At 68.4% G+C, this 22,948-nt stretch carries 18 protein-coding genes; 9 read left to right on the top strand and 9 right to left on the bottom strand.

Annotation, left to right across the window (positions count from 1 at the left end; all coding sequences use genetic code 11):
• Window positions 1-14: 14 nt before the first annotated feature.
• From ABIB26_RS15655 to ABIB26_RS15645, 3 genes are read right to left on the bottom strand one after another with little or no spacing between them, the layout of a single operon-like run.
• The gene (locus tag ABIB26_RS15655) at window positions 15-926 is read right to left on the bottom strand and encodes a MaoC/PaaZ C-terminal domain-containing protein (RefSeq protein ID WP_354244969.1); all 912 of its coding nucleotides are present in this window, start codon (window positions 924-926) and stop codon (window positions 15-17) included.
• Window positions 923-2,263, bottom strand: coding sequence for a 3-oxoacyl-ACP reductase (locus ABIB26_RS15650; RefSeq protein ID WP_354244966.1), 1,341 nt, complete (start codon window positions 2,261-2,263; stop codon window positions 923-925). Before ABIB26_RS15650 ends, ABIB26_RS15655 begins: the two co-directional genes overlap by 4 nt.
• Window positions 2,264-2,272: 9 nt before the next feature.
• Window positions 2,273-3,640 carry an acetyl-CoA C-acetyltransferase gene (locus ABIB26_RS15645; RefSeq protein WP_354244963.1) on the bottom strand — a complete coding sequence of 456 codons (1,368 nt, stop codon included), beginning with the start codon at window positions 3,638-3,640 and terminating at the stop codon, window positions 2,273-2,275.
• Window positions 3,641-3,700: 60 nt separating this feature from the next.
• Between ABIB26_RS15645 and ABIB26_RS15640 the strand changes: the two genes are divergently transcribed.
• Together ABIB26_RS15640 and ABIB26_RS15635 are read left to right on the top strand one after the other, a co-directional pair.
• Window positions 3,701-4,465 (top strand): TetR/AcrR family transcriptional regulator, encoded by a 765-nt coding sequence (locus tag ABIB26_RS15640; RefSeq protein ID WP_354244960.1) that lies wholly within the window; start codon window positions 3,701-3,703, stop codon window positions 4,463-4,465.
• Window positions 4,462-6,597, top strand: a complete 2,136-nt coding sequence (locus ABIB26_RS15635; protein ID WP_354244957.1) for an acyl-CoA dehydrogenase family protein — start codon at window positions 4,462-4,464, stop codon at window positions 6,595-6,597. The genes ABIB26_RS15640 and ABIB26_RS15635 overlap by 4 nt, the downstream gene beginning before the upstream one ends.
• 116 nt (window positions 6,598-6,713) lie before the next feature.
• Here the strand turns inward: ABIB26_RS15635 and glgA are convergent, their stop codons facing one another.
• Entirely contained in the window at window positions 6,714-7,919 is a 1,206-nt protein-coding gene (gene glgA, locus ABIB26_RS15630) for a glycogen synthase (RefSeq protein ID WP_354244954.1), read from the bottom strand.
• Between the two features lie 101 nt (window positions 7,920-8,020).
• On the opposite strand from glgA, the gene glgC reads away from it, so the two are divergent.
• The 3 genes from glgC (at window position 8,021) to ABIB26_RS15615 (ending at window position 11,610) form a co-directional block, all read left to right on the top strand.
• Window positions 8,021-9,436 (top strand): glucose-1-phosphate adenylyltransferase, encoded by a 1,416-nt coding sequence (gene glgC / locus ABIB26_RS15625; protein ID WP_354244951.1) that lies wholly within the window; start codon window positions 8,021-8,023, stop codon window positions 9,434-9,436.
• Window positions 9,437-9,599: 163 nt separating this feature from the next.
• Entirely contained in the window at window positions 9,600-11,051 is a 1,452-nt protein-coding gene (locus ABIB26_RS15620) for an SDR family NAD(P)-dependent oxidoreductase (protein WP_354245182.1), read from the top strand.
• A 91-nt stretch (window positions 11,052-11,142) separates the two neighbouring features.
• Window positions 11,143-11,610: a pyridoxamine 5'-phosphate oxidase family protein gene (locus ABIB26_RS15615; RefSeq protein ID WP_354244948.1), complete on the top strand. Its 468-nt coding sequence runs from the start codon at window positions 11,143-11,145 to the stop codon at window positions 11,608-11,610.
• 33 nt (window positions 11,611-11,643) lie between these two features.
• Here the strand turns inward: ABIB26_RS15615 and ABIB26_RS15610 are convergent, their stop codons facing one another.
• Window positions 11,644-12,087: a universal stress protein gene (locus ABIB26_RS15610; protein ID WP_354244945.1), complete on the bottom strand. Its 444-nt coding sequence runs from the start codon at window positions 12,085-12,087 to the stop codon at window positions 11,644-11,646.
• Window positions 12,088-12,492: 405 nt separating this feature from the next.
• On the opposite strand from ABIB26_RS15610, the gene ABIB26_RS15605 reads away from it, so the two are divergent.
• Window positions 12,493-13,221, top strand: a complete 729-nt coding sequence (locus ABIB26_RS15605) for a response regulator (RefSeq protein ID WP_354244942.1) — start codon at window positions 12,493-12,495, stop codon at window positions 13,219-13,221.
• Between the two features lie 12 nt (window positions 13,222-13,233).
• Here the strand turns inward: ABIB26_RS15605 and ABIB26_RS15600 are convergent, their stop codons facing one another.
• The gene (locus tag ABIB26_RS15600) at window positions 13,234-14,925 is read right to left on the bottom strand and encodes a GAF domain-containing sensor histidine kinase (RefSeq protein WP_354244939.1); all 1,692 of its coding nucleotides are present in this window, start codon (window positions 14,923-14,925) and stop codon (window positions 13,234-13,236) included.
• A gap of 167 nt (window positions 14,926-15,092) precedes the next feature.
• On the opposite strand from ABIB26_RS15600, the gene ABIB26_RS15595 reads away from it, so the two are divergent.
• Window positions 15,093-15,593, top strand: coding sequence for a pyridoxamine 5'-phosphate oxidase family protein (locus tag ABIB26_RS15595; protein WP_354244936.1), 501 nt, complete (start codon window positions 15,093-15,095; stop codon window positions 15,591-15,593).
• A gap of 103 nt (window positions 15,594-15,696) precedes the next feature.
• Here ABIB26_RS15595 and ABIB26_RS15590 read toward each other — a convergent pair whose 3' ends face one another.
• Genes ABIB26_RS15590 through ABIB26_RS15580 form a run of 3 tightly spaced genes read right to left on the bottom strand, consistent with a single transcriptional unit; the run spans window position 15,697 to window position 19,065 of the window.
• Complete coding sequence (locus ABIB26_RS15590; RefSeq protein WP_354244934.1) at window positions 15,697-16,548, bottom strand: transglutaminase family protein; 852 nt, start codon at window positions 16,546-16,548, stop codon at window positions 15,697-15,699.
• The gene (locus ABIB26_RS15585) at window positions 16,545-17,471 is read right to left on the bottom strand and encodes an alpha-E domain-containing protein (protein ID WP_264353791.1); all 927 of its coding nucleotides are present in this window, start codon (window positions 17,469-17,471) and stop codon (window positions 16,545-16,547) included. Before ABIB26_RS15585 ends, ABIB26_RS15590 begins: the two co-directional genes overlap by 4 nt.
• The gene (locus tag ABIB26_RS15580; protein WP_354244931.1) at window positions 17,464-19,065 is read right to left on the bottom strand and encodes a circularly permuted type 2 ATP-grasp protein; all 1,602 of its coding nucleotides are present in this window, start codon (window positions 19,063-19,065) and stop codon (window positions 17,464-17,466) included. The genes ABIB26_RS15585 and ABIB26_RS15580 overlap by 8 nt, the downstream gene beginning before the upstream one ends.
• Window positions 19,066-19,272: 207 nt before the next feature.
• On the opposite strand from ABIB26_RS15580, the gene ABIB26_RS15575 reads away from it, so the two are divergent.
• Complete coding sequence (locus ABIB26_RS15575; RefSeq protein ID WP_354245179.1) at window positions 19,273-20,289, top strand: YeiH family protein; 1,017 nt, start codon at window positions 19,273-19,275, stop codon at window positions 20,287-20,289.
• 4 nt (window positions 20,290-20,293) lie between these two features.
• Complete coding sequence (pepN, locus tag ABIB26_RS15570; RefSeq protein ID WP_354244929.1) at window positions 20,294-22,945, top strand: aminopeptidase N; 2,652 nt, start codon at window positions 20,294-20,296, stop codon at window positions 22,943-22,945.
• Window positions 22,946-22,948 lie beyond the last annotated feature (3 nt).

Below are 22,948 nucleotides of genomic sequence, written 5' to 3'. Positions count from 1 at the left end.
CCAGGCGAGAAACCCTACAGTGCCGCCACCGCTCCGCTGAAGTGCTTGCGACCCGAACGCGGACTCCAGGCGACATAGTCCGAGCGCTGCCAGCCGCCGTCGTCGTCCTGGACGGTGCTGATGTCCAGCGCCACGCGGGCGGGCAGGAAAACCGGAGCCTCAAAGGCCACATCCCAGCGGAAGGCCTCCCCCTTGGCGGCGCCCACATCGGCCAGCGCCCTCGAGGCGAGGTACATTCCGTGCGCGATGGACCGACGCAGCCCCAGCGCTTTGGCCGAGAGGACGCTCAGGTGGATCGGGTTGAAGTCGCCGGACACCGCGGCGTAGGCGCGTCCCGTGTCCACTCCCAGCTGCCAGAGCGCCGTCGGGTCCGGGGCCCTGAAGTCCACCTGCACCGGCGGCGCCGAGGGCTTGTCGATTCCGGGCAGGAACACGCCCTTGGCCAGGTAGGTGGACACGCCGCGCCAGCGGAGGCGGCCCTCCCCGGCGCCGCGCACCTCGGCCACGAGGTCCAGCTGGGTACCGGAGCGGTGGCCACGCAGGTTCTCCGCCCGGGCCCGGATGTCCACGGCCTCGGTGAAGCGCACCGGCGCGGACTGCACCACCTGGTTGCCCAGGTGGATCATGCCGAGCAGGGGCAGCGGGAAGTCGTCCCGGTTCATCACGCTCATGGCCAGCGGGAACGCCAGCGCATGGATGAAGCCGGCCGGGAGGATGTCGCTCGCGGTCTCGCCGATCAGGTGCTGGTACGCCGTGAGATTCGCGACCCCTGCCCGCACGCCGCGGACCTCATGGCTGCCGTCGGGAAGCCCGGTGCCCGTATGCGTGCCAAGCACCCGGCGCCGGGCCGCGGTGGCTGCCGCGTTCAGGTACAGCTTCGAGAGGGACGGCATCTCGCCCAGAATGACGGGCTGGGAGCCGGTCATGCTCCGACCAGGTTCTGACCGCAGACACGCAGCACGTCCCCGGAGATCCCGCCAGCCGCGTCGCTCGCCAGGAACGCGATCGCCTCGGCGACGTCGCCCGGCTGGCCGCCCTGTTGCAGCGAGTTCAGCCGGCGGGCCACCTCGCGGGTGGCGAACGGGATCCGGGCGGTCATCTCGGTCTCGATGAAGCCCGGGGCCACGGCGTTGATGGACCCGCCGTGCGCGGCGATCAGCGGTGCGGTGGCCCGGACCATGCCCATCACGCCGCCCTTGGAGGCTGCGTAGTTGGTCTGGCCCCGGTTGCCCGCGATCCCGCTCGTGGAGGCAACGGACACGATCCGTGGCGAGCTCCGGAAATGCTCGGATGCCAGCAGCGCGTCGTTGATGCGCAGCTGGGCCGCAATGTTGACGGCGATGACCGAGTTCCAGCGGCCCTGGTCCATGTTCACCAGCAGCTTGTCCCGCGTAATTCCGGCATTGTGGATCACGATGTCCAGCCGGCCGTGGCGTTGGACGGCGTGCTCGATGATCCGCTGGCCCGCGTCCTCGCCGCTGATGTCCAGCTGCAGGGCAGTGCCGTGCACGTCGTTCGCCACCGTGGCGAGGCGGTCCCCCGCGGCCGGGATGTCCACGACCACCAGCGTGGCGCCGTCGCGGCGCAGCGTGCGCGCAATCGCGGCACCGATTCCGCGGGCGGCCCCGGTCACGACGGCGACCTTGCCTGCCAGCGGCTTCTCGACGTCGTCCGGCAGCTGCCCGGCACCCGAGGTGACCGTCAGGAACTGCCCGTCCACGAACGCAGACCTGCCGGAGAGGAAGAACCGCAGGGCCCCCAGAGTGCTGGGGCTCGTGGTGCCGGCCCCGTCGGCGAGCAGGATGCCGTTGCCGGTGGCCCCGGCGCGGAGTTCCTTGGCCAGCGAACGCAGCAGCCCGTCGACGCCCTGGCGTGCCGCGGCGACGGCGGGTTCGGTGGTGTCCGAGGCGGCGCGGGACACGGTGACCACGCGGGCGTTGGCGGCCAGGTCCCGCAGTGAGGTGGCCGCCGTGAGCACCGGCTTCGAAAGGTCCTCGGGGCGCTCCAGCTCGTCCAGGACCAGGATGACGGCGCCGAGCTTTTCCTTGGGGACGGCGTGGCGGCGGACGTCCAGGTCCCAGGCCAGGAGCGTTGCGGCCAGCTCGTCGGCGCCGGTGCCGGAGCCCTGGACCAGCACCGGACCTTCGACCAGCGGCTGGCCCGGCTCGTGGCGCCGGAGCACCACCGGCTGCGGCAGGCCGAGTTTCCTGGCGATGTCCTTGCCGAGGCCGCGGCTCACCAGCTGGGTGTATCTGTCGGTCATCGAATCCCCCTAGAGTGCTTCAAGAATAGCGACGACGCCCTGGCCGCCCGCGGCGCAGATCGAGATCAGCCCGCGCGCCGGGCGTCCGTCCACCCGGCCCTTGGTGTGCAGCAGTTTTGCCAGCGAGGCCACGATCCGTCCACCGGTGGCGGCGAAGGGGTGGCCGGCGGCGAGCGAGGACCCGTTGACGTTGAGCTTGGACCGGTCGATGCTGCCGAAGGCGCCGTCCAGGCCGAGCCGGGTGCGGCCGAATTCCTCGTCCTCCCAGGCCGCCAGCGTGCTCAGGACGGTGCCGGCAAAGGCCTCGTGGATCTCGAAAAAGTCGATGTCATCCAGGGTGAGGCCGTTGCGGGCCAGGAGCCGCGGCACCGCGAAGGCGGGCGCCATCAGGAGTCCGTCCTTGCCGTGCACGAAGTCCACGGCAGCGGCTTCCCCGTCGACGACGGCGGCAAGCTTCGGCAGATCGTGGGCGTCGGCCCAGTCCTCGGAGGCGAGCAGGACGGTGGAGGCGCCGTCGGTGAGCGGGGTGGAATTTCCGGCGGTCATGGTCGCCGCCGCACCCAGGTTCTTGCCGAAGACGGGTTTGAGCGTGGCCAGCTTCTCAAGGCTGGTGTCCGCGCGCAGGGTGGAGTCCTTGCTGAGTCCGCGGTACGGGGTGAGCAGGTCGTCGAAGAAGCCGGCGTCGTAAGCGGCGGCGAGGTTCCGGTGGCTGTTGTAGGCCAGCTCGTCCTGCGCCTCGCGGGTGATTTTCCACTGCGCGGTGGTGAGCGCCTGGTGTTCGCCCATCGACAAGCCGGTGCGCGGTTCGCCGGTGTTCGGCGCATCGGGTGCGAGGTCCTTGGGCCGGAGCCGGCTGAGGATCTGGAGCCGCTGGGGTAGCGTCTTGGCACGGTTCAGATCCAGCAGGACCTCGCGCAGTCCCTCGCTCACGGCGATGGGGGCGTCCGAGGCGGAGTCGACGCCGCCGGCAATGGCCGAGTCGATCTGGCCTAGCTTGATCTTGTTGGCGAGGCCGAGGACCGTTTCCAGCCCCGTGGCGCAGGCCTGCTGCAGGTCATAGGCCGGGGTCTCGGCGGAGAGCGGGGAGCCCAGCACGGCTTCGCGGGTCAGGTTGAAATCGCGGGAGTGCTTGAGCACGGCGCCGGCAGCGACTTCGCCGATGCGCTCGTCCTGCAGGCCGAACCGGGCGATCAGGCCGTCCAGGGCTGCGGTGAGCATGTCCTGGTTGGAGGACTTGGTGTAGGCGCCGCCGGTCCGGGCGAAGGGAATCCGGTTGCCTCCGACCACCACTGCTTTGCGGAGTTGCGGCACTGCCGGCGGGGCGGCGGACGGGGTCGAATCCGTGAGTCCGGGTGCGGACTGTCCGTGGACGGACATAGCTGTCTCCTTAGATCAAAGCGGTTACCGGTACCCAGCGTACCTGATACGCTGGGTATCGTGAACAACCACGCTGATCTTCCGGACTCCGGTGCTGCCCCGGACGTTTCGTCCGCCGTGGACGGCCGTGCCTCGCGCTGGCAGCAGCACCGCGAGGATCGACGGCGGGAGCTGATCAAGTCAGCCCGCAGGGCCGTCCACGCCCTGGGCAGCGACGCCTCCATGGAGGAGATCGCCGCAGCGGCAGGAACCTCCAAATCGGTGTTTTACCGGTATTTCGGGGACAAGGCCGGGCTCCAGCAGGCGGTGGGCGAAGTGGTGCTCAGCCAGATGCAGCGGCGCATCCAGGAAGCCGCGCAGGGCGCGCAGACCCCCCGCCAGGGGCTGTTTGCCATGGTCTCCGCGTACCTGCAGATGGCCGAGACGAGCCCCAGCGTCTACACCTTCGTCACCCGCTACGCGCCCGGCGACGCGGAGGCTGCCAACGGCTCGCTCGCCACGGCCGGCGCCCTCGGGCATTTCTTCGCCGCCATCAGCGACATGATTGCCCGGCCCATGCGCAGCCACCTGGCGCCCTCCGCAGGGCGGGAAGCCGTGATCGGCTACTGGCCCAACGCCGCGATCGGCCTGGTCCGGAACGCCGGCGAACAATGGCTCGCGAGTCCGGCCTCCCCCGGCAAACCGGACCAGGAGGCGATGGCGCGGCAGATCACCGACTGGCTGTGTCTTGGCATCGCGCCGGAGCTCCGGAACCTCGAATCCCAGACTTCAGAACCGACCTTGTCAGAACCAACCTTGTCAGAACCAACGAAGGAATCGACATGACTGAACTAGCGGACCGCACCGCCGGCTTCCCTACGACCACCCAGTCCACCCCGGTCCGGACGCCGCCGGCAGGCCCGGCAGCGGCGGCCGGAGCCGCCGCCGTCGATGTTGCGGCGCTTGGTGAGCTGCTGCTGGGAAAGTGGGCCGACACCCGGCTGAAGTCCAGGGCCTTGGCCGGCCGCCCGGAACTGTACAAGACCGAGGGCCTGACCCACACCGAACACCGCAAACGCGCCTTCGGCCAGCTGAAGATCCTGGTGGACAACGGCGCCGTGCACCGCGCCTTCCCGAAGTCCGTGGGCGGCTCGGATGATCACGGCGGCAACGTGGCCGGTTTCCAGGAGCTGGTCATCGCCGACCCGTCGCTGCAGATCAAGGCAGGTGTCCAGTGGGGACTGTTCGGCTCCGCCGTGAACCACCTGGGCACCGCGGAACACCACGCGAAGTGGCTGCCCGGCATCATGAACCTGGACATCCCGGGCTGCTTCGCCATGACCGAGACCGGGCACGGTTCGGACGTGGCCAGCATCGCCACCACCGCCACCTACGATCCCGCGACGGAGGAATTCGTGGTGCACACGCCCTTCCGGGCCGCCTGGAAGGACTACATCGGCAACGCCGCAGCCGACGGCTTGGCCGCCGTCGTGTTCGCCCAGCTGGTGACCAACGGCGTCAACCACGGTGTGCATGCGTTCTATATGGACCTCCGGGACCCCGGGACGAAGGAGTTCCTGCCGGGCATCGGCGGCGAGGACGACGGCGTCAAGGGCGGCCTCAACGGCATCGACAACGGCCGGCTGCACTTCACCCAGGTCCGGATCCCGCGCACCAACCTGCTGAACCGCTACGGAACCGTGGCGGCAGACGGCAGCTACAGCTCCCCCATCGCCAGTCCGGGCCGCCGGTTCTTCACGATGCTCGGCACCCTGGTCCAGGGCCGGGTGTCGCTCGACGGCGCCGCGGTGACGGCCTCGAAACTGGCCCTGAAAACCGCCATCCAGTACGCCACCGAACGCCGCCAGTTCAACGCCTCCTCCCAGACTGATGAGGAGGCCCTGCTGGACTACCAGCGGCACCAGCGCAGGCTCTTCACCAGGCTCGCCACCACGTACGCCGCCGGCTTCGCCAGTGAACAGCTGCTGCAGAAATTCGACGACGTCTTCTCCGGCAGGAACGACACCGACGAGGACCGCCAGGACCTTGAGACCCTCGCCGCGGCCCTCAAGCCGCTCAGCACCTGGCATGCCCTGGACACCCTGCAGGAATGCCGCGAGGCCTGCGGCGGCGCCGGCTTCCTGATCGAGAACCGCTTCGCCTCGCTGCGCGCCGACCTCGACGTCTACGCCACCTTCGAAGGCGACAACACGGTCCTGCTGCAGCTCGTCGCCAAGCGCCTGCTGGCCGACTACGCCAAGGATTTCCGCAACGTGAACTTCGGGGTGCTGGCCCGCTACGTCGTCGGGCAGGCCACCGGTGTTGCGCTCCACCGCACCGGCCTGCGCGGCGTTGCCCAGTTCGTGGCCGACTCGGGTTCGGTGCAGAAGGCTGCCCTCGCGATCAAGGACGAAGCCAGCCAGCGGGCCCTGCTGACCGACCGGGTCCAGACCATGGTGGCCGAGGTGGCCGCCGGCCTGAAGGGGGCGAACAAGCTGCCGCAGCGCCAGGGTGCCGCGCTGTTCAACCAGCACCAGAACGAACTCATCGAAGCCGCCCAGGCGCACGCCGAGCTGCTCCAGTGGGAGGCGTTCACCGAAGCCCTGGGCCAAGTCACGGATCCGGGCACCAAGGTGGTCCTGACCTGGCTCCGGGATCTCTTCGGCCTGTCCCTGGTCGAGAAGAACCTGGCCTGGTACCTGATGAACGGCCGGCTCTCGATGCAGCGTGGCCGCACCGTGGGCGAATACATCAATCGGCTGCTGGTGAAGATCCGCCCGCACGCCCTGGATCTGGTGGATGCCTTCGGCTTCGGCCCGGAACATCTCCGCGCCGAGATCGCCACCGGCGCGGAAAAGCTCCGCCAGGACGAGGCCCGGGCCTACTTCCGCGTCCAACGCGCCAGCGGTCAGGCGCCCGTGGACGAAAAAATCCTGTTGGCCCGCAAGAGCCACGGGACGAAGACACGCCGGAGCTGACGAGCCTGCCGGACGTCGACAGGATTAACGACGACGACGACGACGACGACGACGACGACGGCGCCGCCCCCACAGCCGGGGCGGCGCCGTCGTCGTCCGTTCTTCAGAAGGGGACGTCAGGAGCCGCCGGGGAGCACCGAGCGGTACACCTCAAGGGTGGTCTCCGTGATGGATTCCCAGGAGAAGTGCTCCTCCGCCCGGCGCCGGCCGGCCCGGCCCATGGCGCGGGCCCGCGCCGGATCGGACACCACGTCAGTCAGTGCCGCGGCGAACTCGGTGACGAACTTCTCCGGATCCAGCGGAGTGCCGGTTCCGTCCGTGACCTGCTCGATCGGCACCAGCAACCCGGTCTCGCCGTGCTGGACCACCTCCGGGATTCCGCCGGTGGCGCTGGCCACGACGGCGGCGCCGCAGGCCATCGCCTCAAGGTTCACGATGCCGAGCGGTTCGTAGATCGACGGGCAGGCGAACGCGGTCGCGTGGCTGAGGACCTGGACGAGCTCGTTGCGCGGCAGCATCCGCTCGACCACGATGACCCCGCTGCGCTGGCTCTGCAGCTCCTCGATCAGGCGGGCGGTCTCGGCCGCCAGCTCGGGGGTGTCCGCTGCGCCGAGGCAGAGGACCAGCTGGACGTCCGCCGGCAGTTTGGCGGCGGCGCGCAGGAGGTAGGGGACGCCCTTCTGCCGGGTGTTGCGGCCCACGAAGACCACGCTCGGGCGCTCCGGATCGATGCCGAGGGCACGGATGACGTCCTCGCCCTCGTCCCGGTTCCACAGGCTGACGTCGATGCCGTTGTGGACCACCTTGACCTTGGCCGGGTCGACGTCCGGGTAGCTGCGCAGGATGTCCTGCCGCATGCCCTCGGAGACGGCGATGATGGCTGCGGCGGCCTCGTAGGCGGTCTTTTCCACCCAGGAGGACACGGCGTAGCCGCCACCGAGCTGCTCTGCTTTCCACGGCCGGAGCGGCTCCAGGCTGTGGGCGCTGAGCACGTGGGGAATCCCATGCAGCAGCGCGGCGATGTGCCCGGCCATGTTGGCATACCAGGTGTGCGAGTGCACCAGATCCGCGCCGGCAATGTCCGGGACGATCCGTAAATCCACCCCCAGCGTCTGCACGGCGGCGTTCGCCCCGCCCAGGTCCTCGGGCACCGGGTAGGACGTGACCGTCGCTCCGTGGTACTCGGGTTCACGAGGCGCGCCGAAGGCGCGCACCTGCAGATCCACATGCTGGGCCAGCACCCTGCTGAGTTCGGCCACGTGGACCCCGGCGCCGCCATAGATTTCGGGCGGGAATTCTTTAGTCACAATGTCTATACGCACAAACCCCAAGGTAGTCGGTACGGTGTAACTCATCTAGTGTGAAGAACGTCCGGGCGTGCCGGACTGTTGGGGAGTTACGAAGGCGTACAGGGAGCGACACCATGCCGAATAAGAAAGTTCTGGCCATTGTCCTCGCAGGTGGCGAGGGAAACCGGCTGATGCCATTGACGGCCGACCGGGCCAAGCCCGGCGTACCCTTTGCCGGAAGCTACCGGCTCATCGACTTTGCCCTGTCCAACCTGGTGAATTCCCGGTACCTGCAGATCGTTGTCCTCACGCAGTACAAGTCGCACAGCCTGGACCGCCACATTTCCGAAACCTGGCGGATGTCCACGCAGCTGGGCAACTACGTCGCCTCCGTCCCGGCGCAGCAGCGCGTGGGCAAGAGCTGGTTCCTTGGCAGCGCCAACGCCATCTACCAGTCGCTGAACCTCATCCACGATGCCAACCCGGACATTGTGGTCGTGGTGGGCGCGGACCACGTCTACCGCATGGACTTCGCCCAGATGGTGGACCAGCACGTCGCCAGCGGGGCCAAGGCAACCGTGGCCGCCGTGCGCCAGCCGCTGAACATGGCCGATCAGTTCGGCGTCATCGAGGTGGACCAGGACAACCCGCAGAAGATCGCCGCATTCGTCGAGAAGCCCTCCTCCACGCCCGGCCTGGCCGCCGATCCCAGCCAGTTCCTCGCGTCCATGGGCAATTATGTCTTCAACGCCGACGCCCTCGTCGAAGCCCTGCACGTCGACGCGGAGCGGCTGGACACCAAGCACGACATGGGCGGCGACATCATTCCCTACTTCGTCAGCCAGGGCGAGGCCGGGGTCTACGACTTCACCCTTAATGACATCCCCGGCTCCACCGAGCGTGACCGCACCTACTGGCGCGACGTCGGCACCATCGACTCGTTCTACGACGCGCACATGGACCTCATCTCCCCCGTGCCGGTGTTCAACCTGTACAACTCGGAGTGGCCGATCTACACCCGGCAGAGCATCTCCCCGCCGGCGAAGTTTGTCCGCGGCCAGGGCGGCACCGTGGGCACGGCCCTGGACTCGATCGTTGCCAGCGGCGTGGTGGTCTCCGGCGGCATCGTGGAGGGCTCGGTGCTCGCCAACGATGTCTACGTCAGCACGTCCAGCCGGGTGCTCGACTCCGTGCTGATGGACAAGGTGAACATCGGCGAAGGCGCCGTGGTCAAGCGCGCCATCATCGACAAGAACGTCAAGGTCCCGGCCGGCGCCGCCATCGGCTTGGACCACGAGCTGGACCGGGCCCGCGGCTTCAAGGTCACGGACTCGGGCATCACCGTGCTGTCCAAGGGTCAGTTGGTCCCGGAACCGGACGACGCCGAGCGGGCCTTGTCGGCCGCCAACCTGCACCTCGTGCCGGATGCGGTCAGGACCGCCACGGAAAAGTGGCCCGCCATCCGGGACACCGTGGAGAAGGTCCGCGGCGTCCAGGCTGCGGCCGTGGGTGTCGGCGTGCCCGGCACGCAGTCAACCAAGACGCGCTGAGCCGGATCTGCCGGAGCGGGAGCCCGGCCGGCGGCAACGGCGGGCCGGGCTCCCTGCAGGCTGTAAAATTGGAGCAATGAGCTCCCCCGATCTGCCTTCCGAACTGATCTCTGCTGAATTGACCCCCGCTGACTTGGCGGCCGTTGACTTGGCCGCCGCCGATTTGACGGCCGCCGATTTGACCGCCGAGGAAATCCAGGCCTGCCTCAAGGTCCTGAACAGCATCCACGTCTACGACGAGGAGCACCCGGACTACGTCTCGGTGCGCCGCGCCACCGGCAAAATGTTCAAGGCGGTCAAGCGGCACCGGCGCGTCAGCAAGCGGGATCTGATTGCCGACGCGGACCGGGCCGTGATCGCCCAGACCGCGACGGCGGCCCCGGACCGGATCGACGACGAAACCCGCGGCAACAAACTCGCACCGTCCGCCACCGGCGAGATTGCCGGGCACCTGATCAAGCCGCGCCCCTGCTACATCTGCAAGCAGCATTTCACCCAGGTCGATGCCTTCTACCATCAGCTCTGCCCCGAGTGCGCCGCCTTCAGCCACAGCAAAAGAGATGCCCGCACGGACCTGAGCGGCCGCCGCGCGCTCCTGACCGGCGGCCGGGCAAAGATCGGCATGTACATTGCGCTCCGGCTGCTCCGCGACGGCGCCCACACCACCATCACCACCCGCTTCCCCAAGGACGCCGCCCGCCGCTTCGCCGCCATGGAGGACAGCAGCGAGTGGCTGCACCGGCTCCGGATCGTCGGGATCGACCTCCGAGATCCCTCCCAGGTGTTGGCGCTGACGGACACCCTGGATGCGGCCGGCCCGCTGGACATCATCATCAACAACGCGGCCCAGACCGTTCGCCGGTCCGGGAACGCCTACAAGCCCCTCGTCGATGCCGAGGACGAGCCGCTGCCCGCTGCCCTCGAGGCGGCCAACGGCGGGCCCGAACTCGTGACCTTCGGCCACGCCCACGACAAGCACCCGCTTGCACTGGCCAGCAGCGTGCTGGAGCATCCCGTCCTCGCCGGCGACGCCGTCACCTCGCTCGCGCTGTCCACCGGCTCCGCGTCGCTGGAGCGCATCGAAGCCGGCACCGCCATCGACGCCGGCGGCCTGGTACCGGACCTGGCCACCATCAACAGCTGGACCCAGGTGGTGGACGAGGTGGATCCGCTCGAGCTGCTCGAGGTGCAGCTGTGCAACGTCACCGCTCCGTTCCTGCTGGTCAGCCGCCTGCGCGGAGCCATGAAGCGCTCCACCGCGAAGCGCAAGTACATCGTGAATGTCAGCGCCATGGAGGGCCAGTTCTCCCGCGCCTACAAGGGCCCCGGCCACCCGCACACCAACATGGCCAAGGCCGCGCTGAACATGATGACGCGCACCAGCGCCCAGGAAATGCTCGACGCCGACGGCATCCTGATGACCGCCGTCGACACCGGCTGGATCACGGATGAACGCCCGCACTACACGAAGGTCCGGCTCATGGAGGAGGGCTTCCACGCTCCCCTGGACCTCGTCGACGGTGCCGCCCGGGTCTACGATCCGATCGTTATGGGCGAGTCAGGCGAGGACCAGTACGGCGTCTTCCTCAAGGATTACAAGCCCAGCCCCTGGTAAGGCATCCCCGGGCTACAGGGCCTCTGGGGCTGGGGTACAGGCCTTACGGCCCTAATGGACCTGCCGGGCGGTCCGTGTAACGTGGGTCTGTATGAACACGATCGCAACGCCGCCACACGGCCAACTGTCCATGGACCAATGCTGGACGCTGCTGGACACCGAAGTCGTCGGGCGGGTCGCCTTGATCGTGGACGGCCATCCGGAGATCTTCCCGGTTAATTTCGTGCTGGAGCGCCGGGCGATTGTGTTCCGCTCCGCCGGGGGCACCAAGCTCTGGGGTGCCGTGACCGCCAAGCCCGCCGCCTTTGAAATCGACGGCTATGACGTGCACGAACAAATGGCGTGGAGCGTCGTGGCCCGCGGCGAGATCGAACTGATCGAGAGCCTGGCGGAAAAGCAGGCAGTCGATGCCCTCCTGCTTGAGCCATGGCAGCCGGGCGACAAGGACTACTACGTACGGCTCTCGCCCAAGGCGCTGACCGGCCGCCGGTTCAAAGTCAACAAGCCGGATCTTTGGACCACGCGTCTCTCGGATCCGCGCCGGGCCTCCTTCGAGTAAATCGGGCCTGAGGGGCCGTTGCGGTGTCCTTGCCTATTTGGCTTCCGGGGTGTGGACGACGAGCACCGGGCAATGGGCATGTGCCACCAGGGCCGAGCTCACCGAGCCCAGCAGCAGTCCCCCGAAGCCGCCATGCCCGCGTCGGCCCACGATGAGCAGGTCCGCGTCCCGGCTGGCCTCGATCAGGATGTGCCGTGGGTGGCCCTGCACGAGACGGGTGTCCAGGTTGGCCGGAATCTCCGCGCCGAGGGCTTTCTCGACGGCCTCCTGCAGGATTTCACCGGCCCGGACGTCGAAGTGGTCGATCCCCATCGCAACATAGCCGTCATAGACCGCCGGGATGTCCCAGCAGGCCAGCGCGATCACCGAGGCCGAGAGCGGGCCGGCCAGGTTCTGCGCGTAGCGGAGCGCCGCGATGGAGGCATCGGACCCGTCAACGCCGACCACGATGGTCTTGACAACCCTGGCGTCGCTCATGCCGGATCCCTTTCCCGTGCTGGTGGCGCGTCCTGCCCCAGCATCCCGCCAGCGCCGGGGTAGAGCTAGGGCCGAAAGTCACGGTCCACAGTCCGGTAGCGGTTCCCGCCGAAGCGGTGGCGGCGCCGCCCTCTGGGTCCAACGGCCCTTGTCCGGCATCAGGGTGGGGGGAAGAATTGCAGAGTCCGCTGACGGAAAACGCCGTCGGACAGTGACAATGGATTCGGTGACAAATGCAGTCTGTGACAATGGAGTCAGTGACAATTCGAGCAGTCACAGTGAAATCGGCGACAATCATTCGGCAGGCAAAGTCAGCAGCACGCGCAGTCCGCAGACCCGATCGGCACGGCAGGCTGGGGAGCACCGCATCACACGAGGCAGCGTCAGCGGCCGGACGGGAGAATCATGATGGCCTGGGCAGACGCTGGTCTCTCTGCGCACGGCGGCTTTCCGGCCGTCATCCGCGTCTTCATTCTCGACGACCATGAACTCGTCAGGCGGGGGCTGCAGGAACTCCTGGAGGGCGAAGGCTTCCTCGTCGTGGGCAGCTCCGGGTCCGCGGTCGAAGCGGCACGGCGCATCCCCGCATTGCATCCGGACGTCTGTGTCCTGGATGCCCGGCTGCCGGACGGGACCGGCATCGAGGTCTGCCGGGACGTCCGTTCCGTGGACCCCTCGCTCAACTGCATCATTCTCACGAGTTTCGACGACGAACAAGCACTGCGCGGCGCCGTGCTGGCGGGTGCGAGCGGCTACGTGTTGAAGGAAATCGGCGGCACGGACCTGATCGGGGCGCTGCGGCGGGCGGCCCGCGGAGAATCGCTGTTCGAGGACGGCGTCGCGGCGGGCATCGTCGACAGCCTGGTCGAGGCCGAAGAGGTGGACCCCCGGACGGCGTCCCTGACACCGCAGGAGCGCCGCGTGCTGGAACTCGTCGGCGGCGGATTGACGAACCGGCAGATAGCGGCCGAGATGTTCCTCGCGGAGAAGACCGTCAAGAACTACGTGTCCTCGCTGCTGGCCAAGCTTGGCTTCGAGCGGCGCACCCAGGCCGCCGTTTTCATCGCGAGCCCCGCCTCGCCGGTGGCCCCCGGAAGCCACGCCGGCGAGGGAAGCCGCCACAGTATTCGCTAAGGACAGCGTCCGCTACAGCGGGACGGACCATTCCAGGCTGGTTCCGGCGTCGGGCGCGCTGGTGATGGTGCACTCGCCGTCGAGCATCCGCGCCCGGTCTTCGAGGTTGGCCAGCCCATTTCGTTTTTCCGGATCAGCAAAGCCCGAGCCGTTGTCCGTGATGACCACGGTCACGCGGCCCTTGATCACGGCAACGGACACCGAGATGGCATCGGCGCCGGAATGCCGGATGGCGTTGCTGAGACCTTCAGACACGACGGCCACCACGTTGTCCGCCTTGTCCGGCGTGACCGCGTCCACCGGGCCGGTGATGGTCAGCCGGGGCGTGAACGGCATGGACTTTGCGGAACTCCGGGCCACGCGGCGGATCCGTCCGCTCAGCAGCTCGGTTTCCCCGTTGCTGCTCTTGAGCGAGTAGATGGTGTCGCGGAGGCTGCGGATCGCTTCATCGAGCTCGCCGGTGATGTTGCGGATCCGTTCCAGGGCGAGCTCGTCCTTGGTGAAGCGGGTCAGGCTCTGCGCACTCAGTCCTGCCGCGAATATCCGCTGGATGACGAGGTCGTGCAGGTCCCGGGCGATCCGGTCGCGGTCCGTGAAGACCAGCAGTTCCTCGCGCAGCCGGTGGACGCGGGCCAGCTCCAGCGCCAGGGCCACGTGGGAGCCGAAGACGGCGCCCATTTCAATGTCCGTCCGGGCGAACTGGACCTCGCCGGGTTCCCGGACCAGCAGCAGGAGCCCGTGGTGCGCACCCTGCGTACTCAGCGCCACCGCCAGGAGCGGGCCCGAGATCCCGCCGTCGATCTCACCGAAGAGCGCGGCGGCGTCGTCCAGCAGTACCGGCTCGCCGCCGTCGAGGACGTCCTGGAGCTGCGGCGCGTCCAACGTCAAGGACCGGCCGGAAAAGACGGAGCGGCGCTCACCTGCGACGCCGGCCACAATGTAGCCTGGGCCATTGACGGCGGGTGCCACCAGCAGCGCGAGCTGTGATCCGGACTCCTGCAGCGCCCTGCTCGCGATCGGGTCGAGACCGCCGGCGGTGTAGTCCCGGTCGCTGCTGAGCATCAGCCCGGAAACGTCCATGCACGCTTCCAGCCAGCGCGCCCGGCGGCGGGCGTCGTCGTAGAGTCGGGCGTTTTCGATGGCGACGCCGGCAGCGGCGGCCAGCGCGACGGCCAGGCCCTCGTCTTCGACGGTGAAGTCGCTGCCGTCTTCCTTCTCGGTCAGGTACAGGTTGCCGAACACCACGTCCCGGACGCGGACGGGGACGCCGAGGAATGACTTCATCGGCGGGTGGTGGGCAGGAAAGCCATAGGATTCCGGGTGTTTGCGCAGATCATGCAGGCGCAGCGGCCTGGGTTCCGAAATCAGCAGACCCAAGACGCCATGGCCGGTGGGCAGCGGGCCGATCTGATGCGCCAGCCCATTGTCGATGCCGATGGTAATGAAGTGGCTGAGCGCGCGGTCGTCGCCGATGACACCAAGAGCGCCGTAGCGGGCATGAAGCAGGCGGCAGGCCGACTGGACGACGCGCTCCAGGACGGCGTCCAGGCTGAGGTCCTCGGCCACGGCCACGACGGCCTCCAGCAGGCCTGCCATCCGCGCCTGGGACTGGAGCAGCTCCTCGGCGCGGGACACGATTCCCTTCAACACACCGTCGATCCTGGGTTGTGGCTCGGCTTCGGCTTGCTCCGGACTTTCACCCATTGACTGCATGTTCTGGCCCCAATTCAGTACCCCGCGCATCGGCGCTGACGACGTGATGCCAGAATACCCCGCGCCGGTGCCGAACGCCCCTTGATGCCGTGGCCTGTCGCCCCCTTGTGACCTTGGGCCCTAGTTCCGCGGCGCAGGCGGGCCGTAGGCTCGACGCCATGAGTACTGATCCCAGCCAGGCCGGCAAGCCCTCCCCAGCCCAGAACCCCCATAGCGTCGAGAACCTTGACGCCCACGAATGCTGGCGGCTGTTGCGCAGCGTCAGCGTGGGCAGGCTCGCGGTATGGGTGGACGATCATCCTGACATCTTCCCGATCAACTACACGGTGGACCACGGTTCCCTGGTGTTCCGCACGGCAGACGGGACCAAGCTCCAGGCGGCCACGGGCGACACCCCGGTGGCGGTGGAGGCCGACGGCGTCGACGCGGACAGCGGCATCGCCTGGAGTGTGGTGGTCAAGGGACAGGCCGCGCCGGTGCAGAACCAGCAGGAGGTCCTGGACACCGTGGGGCTTCAGCTGTTCCCTTGGCAGCCGGGCAAGAAGGAGCACTTCGTGCGGATCACCCCGGACGCGGTCACCGGCCGGCGCTTCAAGGTGGCCCCGCCCCTGACCTGGTGGACGCCGCTGGACGACGCCACCCGTTCCGGACTCGAATAGCTCCGGACTCGAATAACCGGGGCAGCCGTGTGCACCCAAGTAGCTCGCATTTGTTGTCGTTTTCGGGGCGGAGAACGGCAACTATTGCCAGCTGGTTGGGGCCTCAGGCGAGCCGGGTGATCTCGACGCTGACGCTGAGGGCTGAGCCGCCGCCGCCGGAGAGGATGCCCTTGAGCGGCGGCACATCGCGGTAGTCCCGCCCCCGTGCCACCGTGACGTGGAAATCACCGGCCGGCTTGTGGTTCGTGGGGTCCCAGCTCCGCCATTCGCCGTCCCACCACTCGAGCCAGGCGTGCGACTGCCCGGCGACCGTCTCGCCGAGTTCCGCCGTCGCCCGCGGGTGCAGGTATCCGGACACGTAGCGGGCGGGAATCCCGCAGCTGCGCAGCGCGCCGATGGCGAGGTGCGCGAGGTCCTGGCACACGCCCTGGCGCTGGGTCCAGGCTTCCTCGGCGTTGGTGGTGACCCCGGTGCTGCCTTTCATGTAGGTCATCTCACCGCGCATCCACTCGACGACGGCGAGGGCCGCCTCGTGCGGGTTGCGGCCCTCGACGACGCCGGGGACGATGCTCAGCACTTGGGTGCCCGGCCCGGTGAGCTGGGACTGCGGGATCCAGTCGCTGAACTTGTTGTGGGTCTCCGGGGCGTCAAGGACATCCCAGCCGACGATGTCCGCCTCGGCCGGGATCTTCTCCACCCGGTGCACCTCGACGGTGGTGGTGGAGAGCACCTCCAGGTGCTCGTGCGGCATCTGCATGTCGAAAGCAGTCACGCGCGTGCCCCAGTAGTCGCGGTAGCTGCTCAGCGCGGCCTGCGACGGCGAGACCTTCATCGAGGACTCGAGCACCACCTGCTGCGGATCCGTCAGCGGCGTCATGCGGGCCTCGTTGTAGGAGAGCGTGACGCGCTTGTTGTACTTGTAGGCGGTCTTATGGATGATGCTCAGCCGGGTCATGAAACTTCTCCCACCCAGGCCAGTTCGTCTGCCTGATTGAAGTACTTACGGGAAATGGCGTCGGAGGCCTGCGAGACGGCCTTCTGCACCCGTTCCATGTGTTCCGGCAGTTCCGACATCAGGTCGTCGGTGCGGTGGAACTCCAGGAAGGTGCGGGCCTGGCCCACGATCCGCCGGGCGTCGTTGATGAATCCGACGCGCTGGGCCGAGGGGTCCAGCTTGGCGAGGCACTCGTCGGCGTCACTGAGGGCGTAGACGATGGAGCGTGGGAAGAGCCGGTCCAGGAGCAGGAACTCGGCCGCGTGCTGGTCGCCGAAGGCCGCCCGCCGGGTCCGCAGGAAGGACTCGTAGGCGCCGGCGCAGCGCAGCATGTTCACCCAGGACATCCCGGCGGAGAGGACATCGCGGGTGGAGAGCATCCGTGCCGTCATGTCGGCGCGTTCCAGCGAACGGCCCAGGACCAGGAACAGCCAGCTCTCGTCATGGCTGACGGTGGTGTCCGCGAGCCCGCTGACCATGGCAGTGCGCTCCAGCACCCAGTTGCAGAAACGGTACGTTCCCACAACATCCTTGCGGTGCTGGTTCAGCCCGTAGTAGGTCGTGTTCAGGCTCTCCCAGAGCCCCGACGAGACGGTCTCCCGCGCCCGGCGTGCGTTCTCACGCGCCGCGCCCAGCGAACCGGCAATCGAGGTGGCGCTGTGCTTGTCATAGGCCAGCGCATTCAGGAGCTCGTTGAGGCCGAACTCGTCACTTTGCGGGCGGGCGCCCATCACCGCGAGAAGCTCCTGCGCGACGCTGCGCTGTTCCTCCATCGGCAGATGGTTCAGCCGCTCCAGGTGGACGTCCAGGATGCGGGCGGTACCGTCGGCCCGTTCCACATAGCGGCCGATCCAAAAGAGTGATTCGGCGATACGGCTAAGCATTCGCGGTTACCTCCTGCGCGTCCGAAACCAGTAGCTGTTGCTGTTGCTGCTCTTTCTGGCTGTCGCGCCAGTTGCTCTCCACCGGCCAGACCGAAACCCGCTCGCGGACCGCGATGGTGGGTCGCGGGACCACTTCCACCGGAACCTGCGGGGAATCCGCCAGCACCCAGGTGTCCTTGGAGCCGCCACCCTGGCTGGAGTTCACGATCAACGAGCCTTCCTTGAGCGCCACGCGCGTCAGCCCGCCGGGCAGGACCCAGACGTCGTCGCCGTCGTTCACGGCGAAGGGCCGCAGGTCCACGTGGCGGGGGCCGAACTTGTCACCGCTGAGCGTGGGGACGGTGGAGAGTTGCAGCACCGGCTGCGCGATCCAGCCGCGGGGGTCGGCGATGACGCGTTTGCGCAGGGCAACGAGTTCGTCCTTGGATGCGTCGGGGCCGATGACCAGGCCCTTGCCGCCGGAGCCGTCCACGGGCTTGACGACGAGCTCGGCCAGGTTGTCCAGGACGTATTCCCGGGCTTCCTGCTCTTCCAGCCGGAAGGTGTCCACGTTGGCGATGACGGGCTCTTCGTTCAGGTAGTAGCGGATCAGGTCCGGCACGTAGCTGTAGACCAGCTTGTCGTCGGCGACGCCGTTGCCCACGGCGTTGGCGATGGTGACGCCGCCGGCGCGGGCCGCGTTAACCAGGCCCGGGCAGCCGAGCATGGAGTCGGCCCGGAACTGCAGCGGGTCGAGGAATTCGTCGTCGATGCGCTTGTAGATGACGTCAACGCGCTGTTCGCCGGCCGTGGTGCGCATGTAGACCCGGTTGCCGCGGCAGATGAGGTCCCGGCCCTCGACGAGTTCGACGCCCATCAGGCCGGCGAGCAGGGTGTGCTCGAAGTAGGCGCTGTTGAACACGCCAGGGGTCAGGACCACCACCGTGGGATCATCGACCCCGGACGGCGCCGTCTTCCGCAGGGCCGACAGCAACCGGCGGGGGTACTCCTCCACCGGCCGGATCAGCTGCTGGCCGAAGGCCTCGGGCAGGCCCTTGGCCATGGCGCGGCGGTTCTCCAGGACGTAGCTGACGCCGGAGGGTACGCGCACGTTGTCCTCCAGCACACGGAAGGTCCCCTCGGCGTCGCGGACGACGTCGATGCCGGAAATGTGGACCCGGACGCCGCCGGCCGGCTCGAAGCCGTGCACCTGGCGGTGGAAGTGGGCGCTGGTGGTGACGAGCCGGCGCGGGATGACGCCGTCGGACACCACGGTCATCTTGTCGTAGACATCGTTGAGGAAAGCCTCGAGGGCCCGGACACGCTGGGCCACGCCTTTCTCCAGGACGGCCCACTCATCGGCCGGGATCACCCGGGGCACGATGTCCAGCGGGAAGGGCCGCTCCTCCCCCGCGAAGTCGAAGGTGACGCCGCGGTCTAGGAAGGTCCGGGCCATGGAATCGGCGCGGGCGGTGACGTCGGCCAGCGAGAGTTCGCTCAGGGCGCCGGCAACCTGCCCGTAGGACTTCCTGGCCAGCTGGCCGGGGGTAAACATCTCGTCGTAGGCGCCGGTGCGTCCGGCGGCCTCGGCGTAATCCTGGAAAAGGTCAGACATGGCCACTAGCCAACCACCTTTTTGTTACGAAATCATTTCCGGGGTGCGTGTCGAGTTCGCCTGCCGGGCGGAGTCGGCGCGGCGTGCGGGCCGGGGTCGGCGGCGGTGGCGGTTGCAGTGGCGGTTACGGTGGCGGTTACGGGATTCCGGGGGCCATACGGCATGGTTGAGGGCGTGCCCCTGTTCAGCCCGAAGTCCCCAGCAGCGATGTATGAAACAGCCCTTTACCGAGCAGCGCCCGGCCTGCTGGCGGCCGCGGCCGCCGTCGGGGTGGCCCTTGCCATCCATGCCCTTGTTCCCGTGCTGCCGGCGATGACCCTGGCCGTGGTGCTCGGTCTGCTGTCCGCGAACCTGCCGGGAGTGGCCGGCTGGAGCGCCGGGCGTGCCCGGCCGGGGCTGGACTTCGCCGGCAAACACCTGATGCGCAGCGGGATCGTGGTGCTGGGCCTGAAGGTCAGCCTCGTGGACGTGCTGGGCCTGGGCGGGCCAGCGCTGCTCCTGATCACCGGCGTCGTGCTGGCCGCATTCGCCGGGACCTACGGGATCGGCAGGCTCTTCCGGTTGCCGCCCCCGGTTGCGCTGCTGATCGCCACCGGCTTTTCCATCTGCGGCGCCTCGGCCATCGGTGCCATGGCCGCGGTGCGCCGGATCCGGCAGCAGGACACCGTGCTGCCGATCGCGCTGGTGACGTTGTGCGGCACGCTGGCCATCGGCGTGCTGCCGCTGCTGATGCAGCCGCTGGGACTGGGCCCGGAAGCTTTCGGGGCGTGGGCCGGGGCATCGGTGCACGACGTCGGTCAGGTGGTGGCCACCGCGCAGACGGCCGGGGCCTCGGCGCTCGCGGTGGCGGTCGTCGTCAAGCTCACCCGGGTGGTCCTGCTGGCGCCGATGGTGGCCGCCGCGGGACTGCACCACCGCAACGGCCAGCACCGCAACGGCTCCGCAGCTGCCGGGGGCAGGCGGCCCCCGATCGTCCCGCTGTTCGTCGTCGGCTTCCTGGCGCTGGCCGCCCTGCGCTCGACGGGCTGGCTGTCCCCGGCCGTCCTGGAGGCGGCCGCCGTCCTCCAGGACCTGCTGCTGGGCATGGCCCTCTTCGGCCTCGGTTCTGCTGTGCGGGTCGCTCAGCTGCTGCATACCGGGGTCCGGCCGTTGCTGGCCGCGCTGGCTTCCTGGCTGCTGATTGCCCTGCTGGGGCTGGGCGCCGCCGTCATCATGATTAGATAGCTGGGTGTCGAACCAGAACCTGCGCCGCGATGAAGCGGCAACACGCTCAGCCCTGATCACCACGCACAGCTATGACGTGTCCCTGGACGTGCGGCAGGCGGCGGATCCGAACGTTGCCGGCTACACCAGCCGCAGCGTCGTCAACTTTTCGGCGAGCGAGCCCGGGGCTTCCACCTTCCTGGACTTCATCAGCAGCGAGGTACACAGCGTCTTCCTCAACGGCAAGGGGCTGGCCGTTGAGGACATCGCGGACGGCGCCCGGATCCGGCTCGACAACCTGCAGGCCGAAAACCAGGTTTCGGTCACCGGGACGGCGCTGTTCAGCACCTCCGGCGAGGGCATGCACCGTTTCTTCGACCCGGCTGACGGGCAGTGCTACCTCTATACCCAGTACGAGCCGGCCGACGCGCGCCGGGTCTTCGCGAACTTCGAGCAGCCCGACCTCAAGGCCGAATTCACCTTCCACGTCATGGCCCCTTCCCAGTGGCAGGTCGCCTCCAACGGCGTCGAAACCCAGCGCACCCGGCTGACCAGCGACCCCGCCACGAGCCGCTGGGACTTCGCCCCCACGAAGGCGATGTCCACCTACATCACCACCGTGCTCGCCGGTCCGTACTTCAAGGCCGCAGACTCCTGGCACGGGACGCTGGGGGACGGGACGGTCCTGGAGGTGCCGCTGGCGCTGTACTGCCGGGCATCCATGGCGTCCTCCTTCGACGCCGACGCCCTCTTCCGCCTGACCCGGAACGGCCTGGACTTCTTCAACGCGCTCTTCGACTTCCCGTACCCCTGGGGCAAGTACGATCAGGCCTTCGTGCCGGAGTACAACCTGGGCGCGATGGAGAACCCCGGGCTGGTGACCTTCACCGAAAGCTACGTGTTCACCTCGCGGGCCGCCGATTCGCAGTACCAGGCCCGCGCCAACACGCTACTGCACGAGATGGCGCACATGTGGTTCGGCGACCTCGTCACCATGGCGTGGTGGGACGATCTGTGGCTCAAGGAGTCCTTCGCGGACTACATGGGCACCCTCGGAGTGGATGGGACCACGGACTGGGACACGGCGTGGGTGAACTTCGCCAACAACCGCAAGGCCTGGGCGTACGTGCAGGACCAGCTGCCGACGACGCACCCGATCGTCGCCGATATCCCCGACCTCGAGGCGGCCAAGCAGAACTTCGACGGGATCACCTACGCCAAGGGTGCCTCCGTGCTGAAGCAGCTGGTCGCCTATGTGGGCTTCGAGGCCTTCATCGCCGGTTCACGCCAGTACTTCAAGGACCACGCCTACGGCAACACCACCCTGGCCGAGCTGCTGGCAGCGCTCGGCGCCGCCTCCGGCCGCGACCTCGGGGACTGGGCCCGCCAGTGGCTCCAGACCTCGGGCATCTCGACCCTCTCCAGCGAGATCGACGAGCACGACGGCGTCCTGGCCACAGTGACGCTCGTGCAGGACGCCGAGGATCCGATCACCGGCCGGCAGGAACCCCGGCCGCACCGGCTGCGGATCGGATTCTACGACATGGACGACGCCGGCGCCCTGGTCCGCGGGGACAGTGTGGAGACCGATGTCAGCGGCCCCCGCACGCAGGTGGCTGAGCTGGCCGGCAAGAATCGGCCGGCCCTGCTGCTGGTGAACGACGACGACCTCAGCTACGCCAAGGTGCGGCTGGACGCGCGCTCCGAAGCCACCGTGCGGAGCTCCCTCGACAAGCTCAGCGACCCGATGGCCCGGGCCCTGTGCTGGACCGCGCTGTGGGATTCCGCCCGCGACGCCGTCACGCCGTCGACGCTGTATGTCCAGGCCGTGCAGCGCTTCGGCCCGGCCGAGACCGGCATCGGGGTGCTGCTCAACGTGCTGGGCAATGCCGCGACCGCGATCGAACGCTACGTTCCGAGAGCGCAGCGCGACGACGTGCGCCACGAATTCCTCACCGTGGCAGCCACCGAGCTGCTCACGGCCGCACCGGGCTCCGACCGGCAGCTGGCCTGGGCCCGCACCCTGGCCGCGACCAGCCGCTACGACGCCGGCCGGCTGGACCTGCTCCGCGGCATCCTGGCCGGCAGCACCGTCGTCGAAGGCCTCGCCGTCGACGCCGAACTGCGCTGGAATTTCTGGCACGCCCTGGCGGCCAACGGACAGGCGACCCCCGCTCAGCTCGATGACGAGCTGGTCCGGGACAACACCGCGGCGGGCAAGTCCGGCCACGCCACGGCCCTGGCAGCCCGCCCCGAAGCGGCCGTCAAGGAAGCTGCCTGGAATGCGGCGGTCCACGGCACCGCGCTGTCCAACCAGCTGCTGAGCGCCACCATCGCCGGCTTCAACACCGGGCCGGCGGCACTGCTCGGGGACTTCATCGACCGCTACTTCGAGTGCCTGGGCCAGGTGTGGGCGGAACGCAGCATCGAGATTGCCGGCCGGATCGTCCGTGGCCTTTACCCGGCCGCGCAGGACCTCGACGGGCATGGCGGGAATCCAGATACCCACGCCGTAATTGTCCGGAGCGACAACTGGCTGGCCGAACACGCGGACGCGCCCCGTGCGCTGCGCCGCATCATCATTGAACAGCGCAGCCAGCTGCACCGTGCCTTAAGAGCACAGGCCCTGACAGCACAGGCCTTGACAGCACAGCCGCTCGCGCAGGGCCGGTCTTAGCGA

Source organism: Arthrobacter sp. UYEF20 (genome assembly GCF_040546335.1).
In the GTDB taxonomy this organism is placed as follows: Bacteria; Actinomycetota; Actinomycetes; order Actinomycetales; family Micrococcaceae; genus Arthrobacter.
Note: the sequence above shows the minus strand (reverse complement) of the source record. Positions and strands in the feature narration are given on the sequence as shown.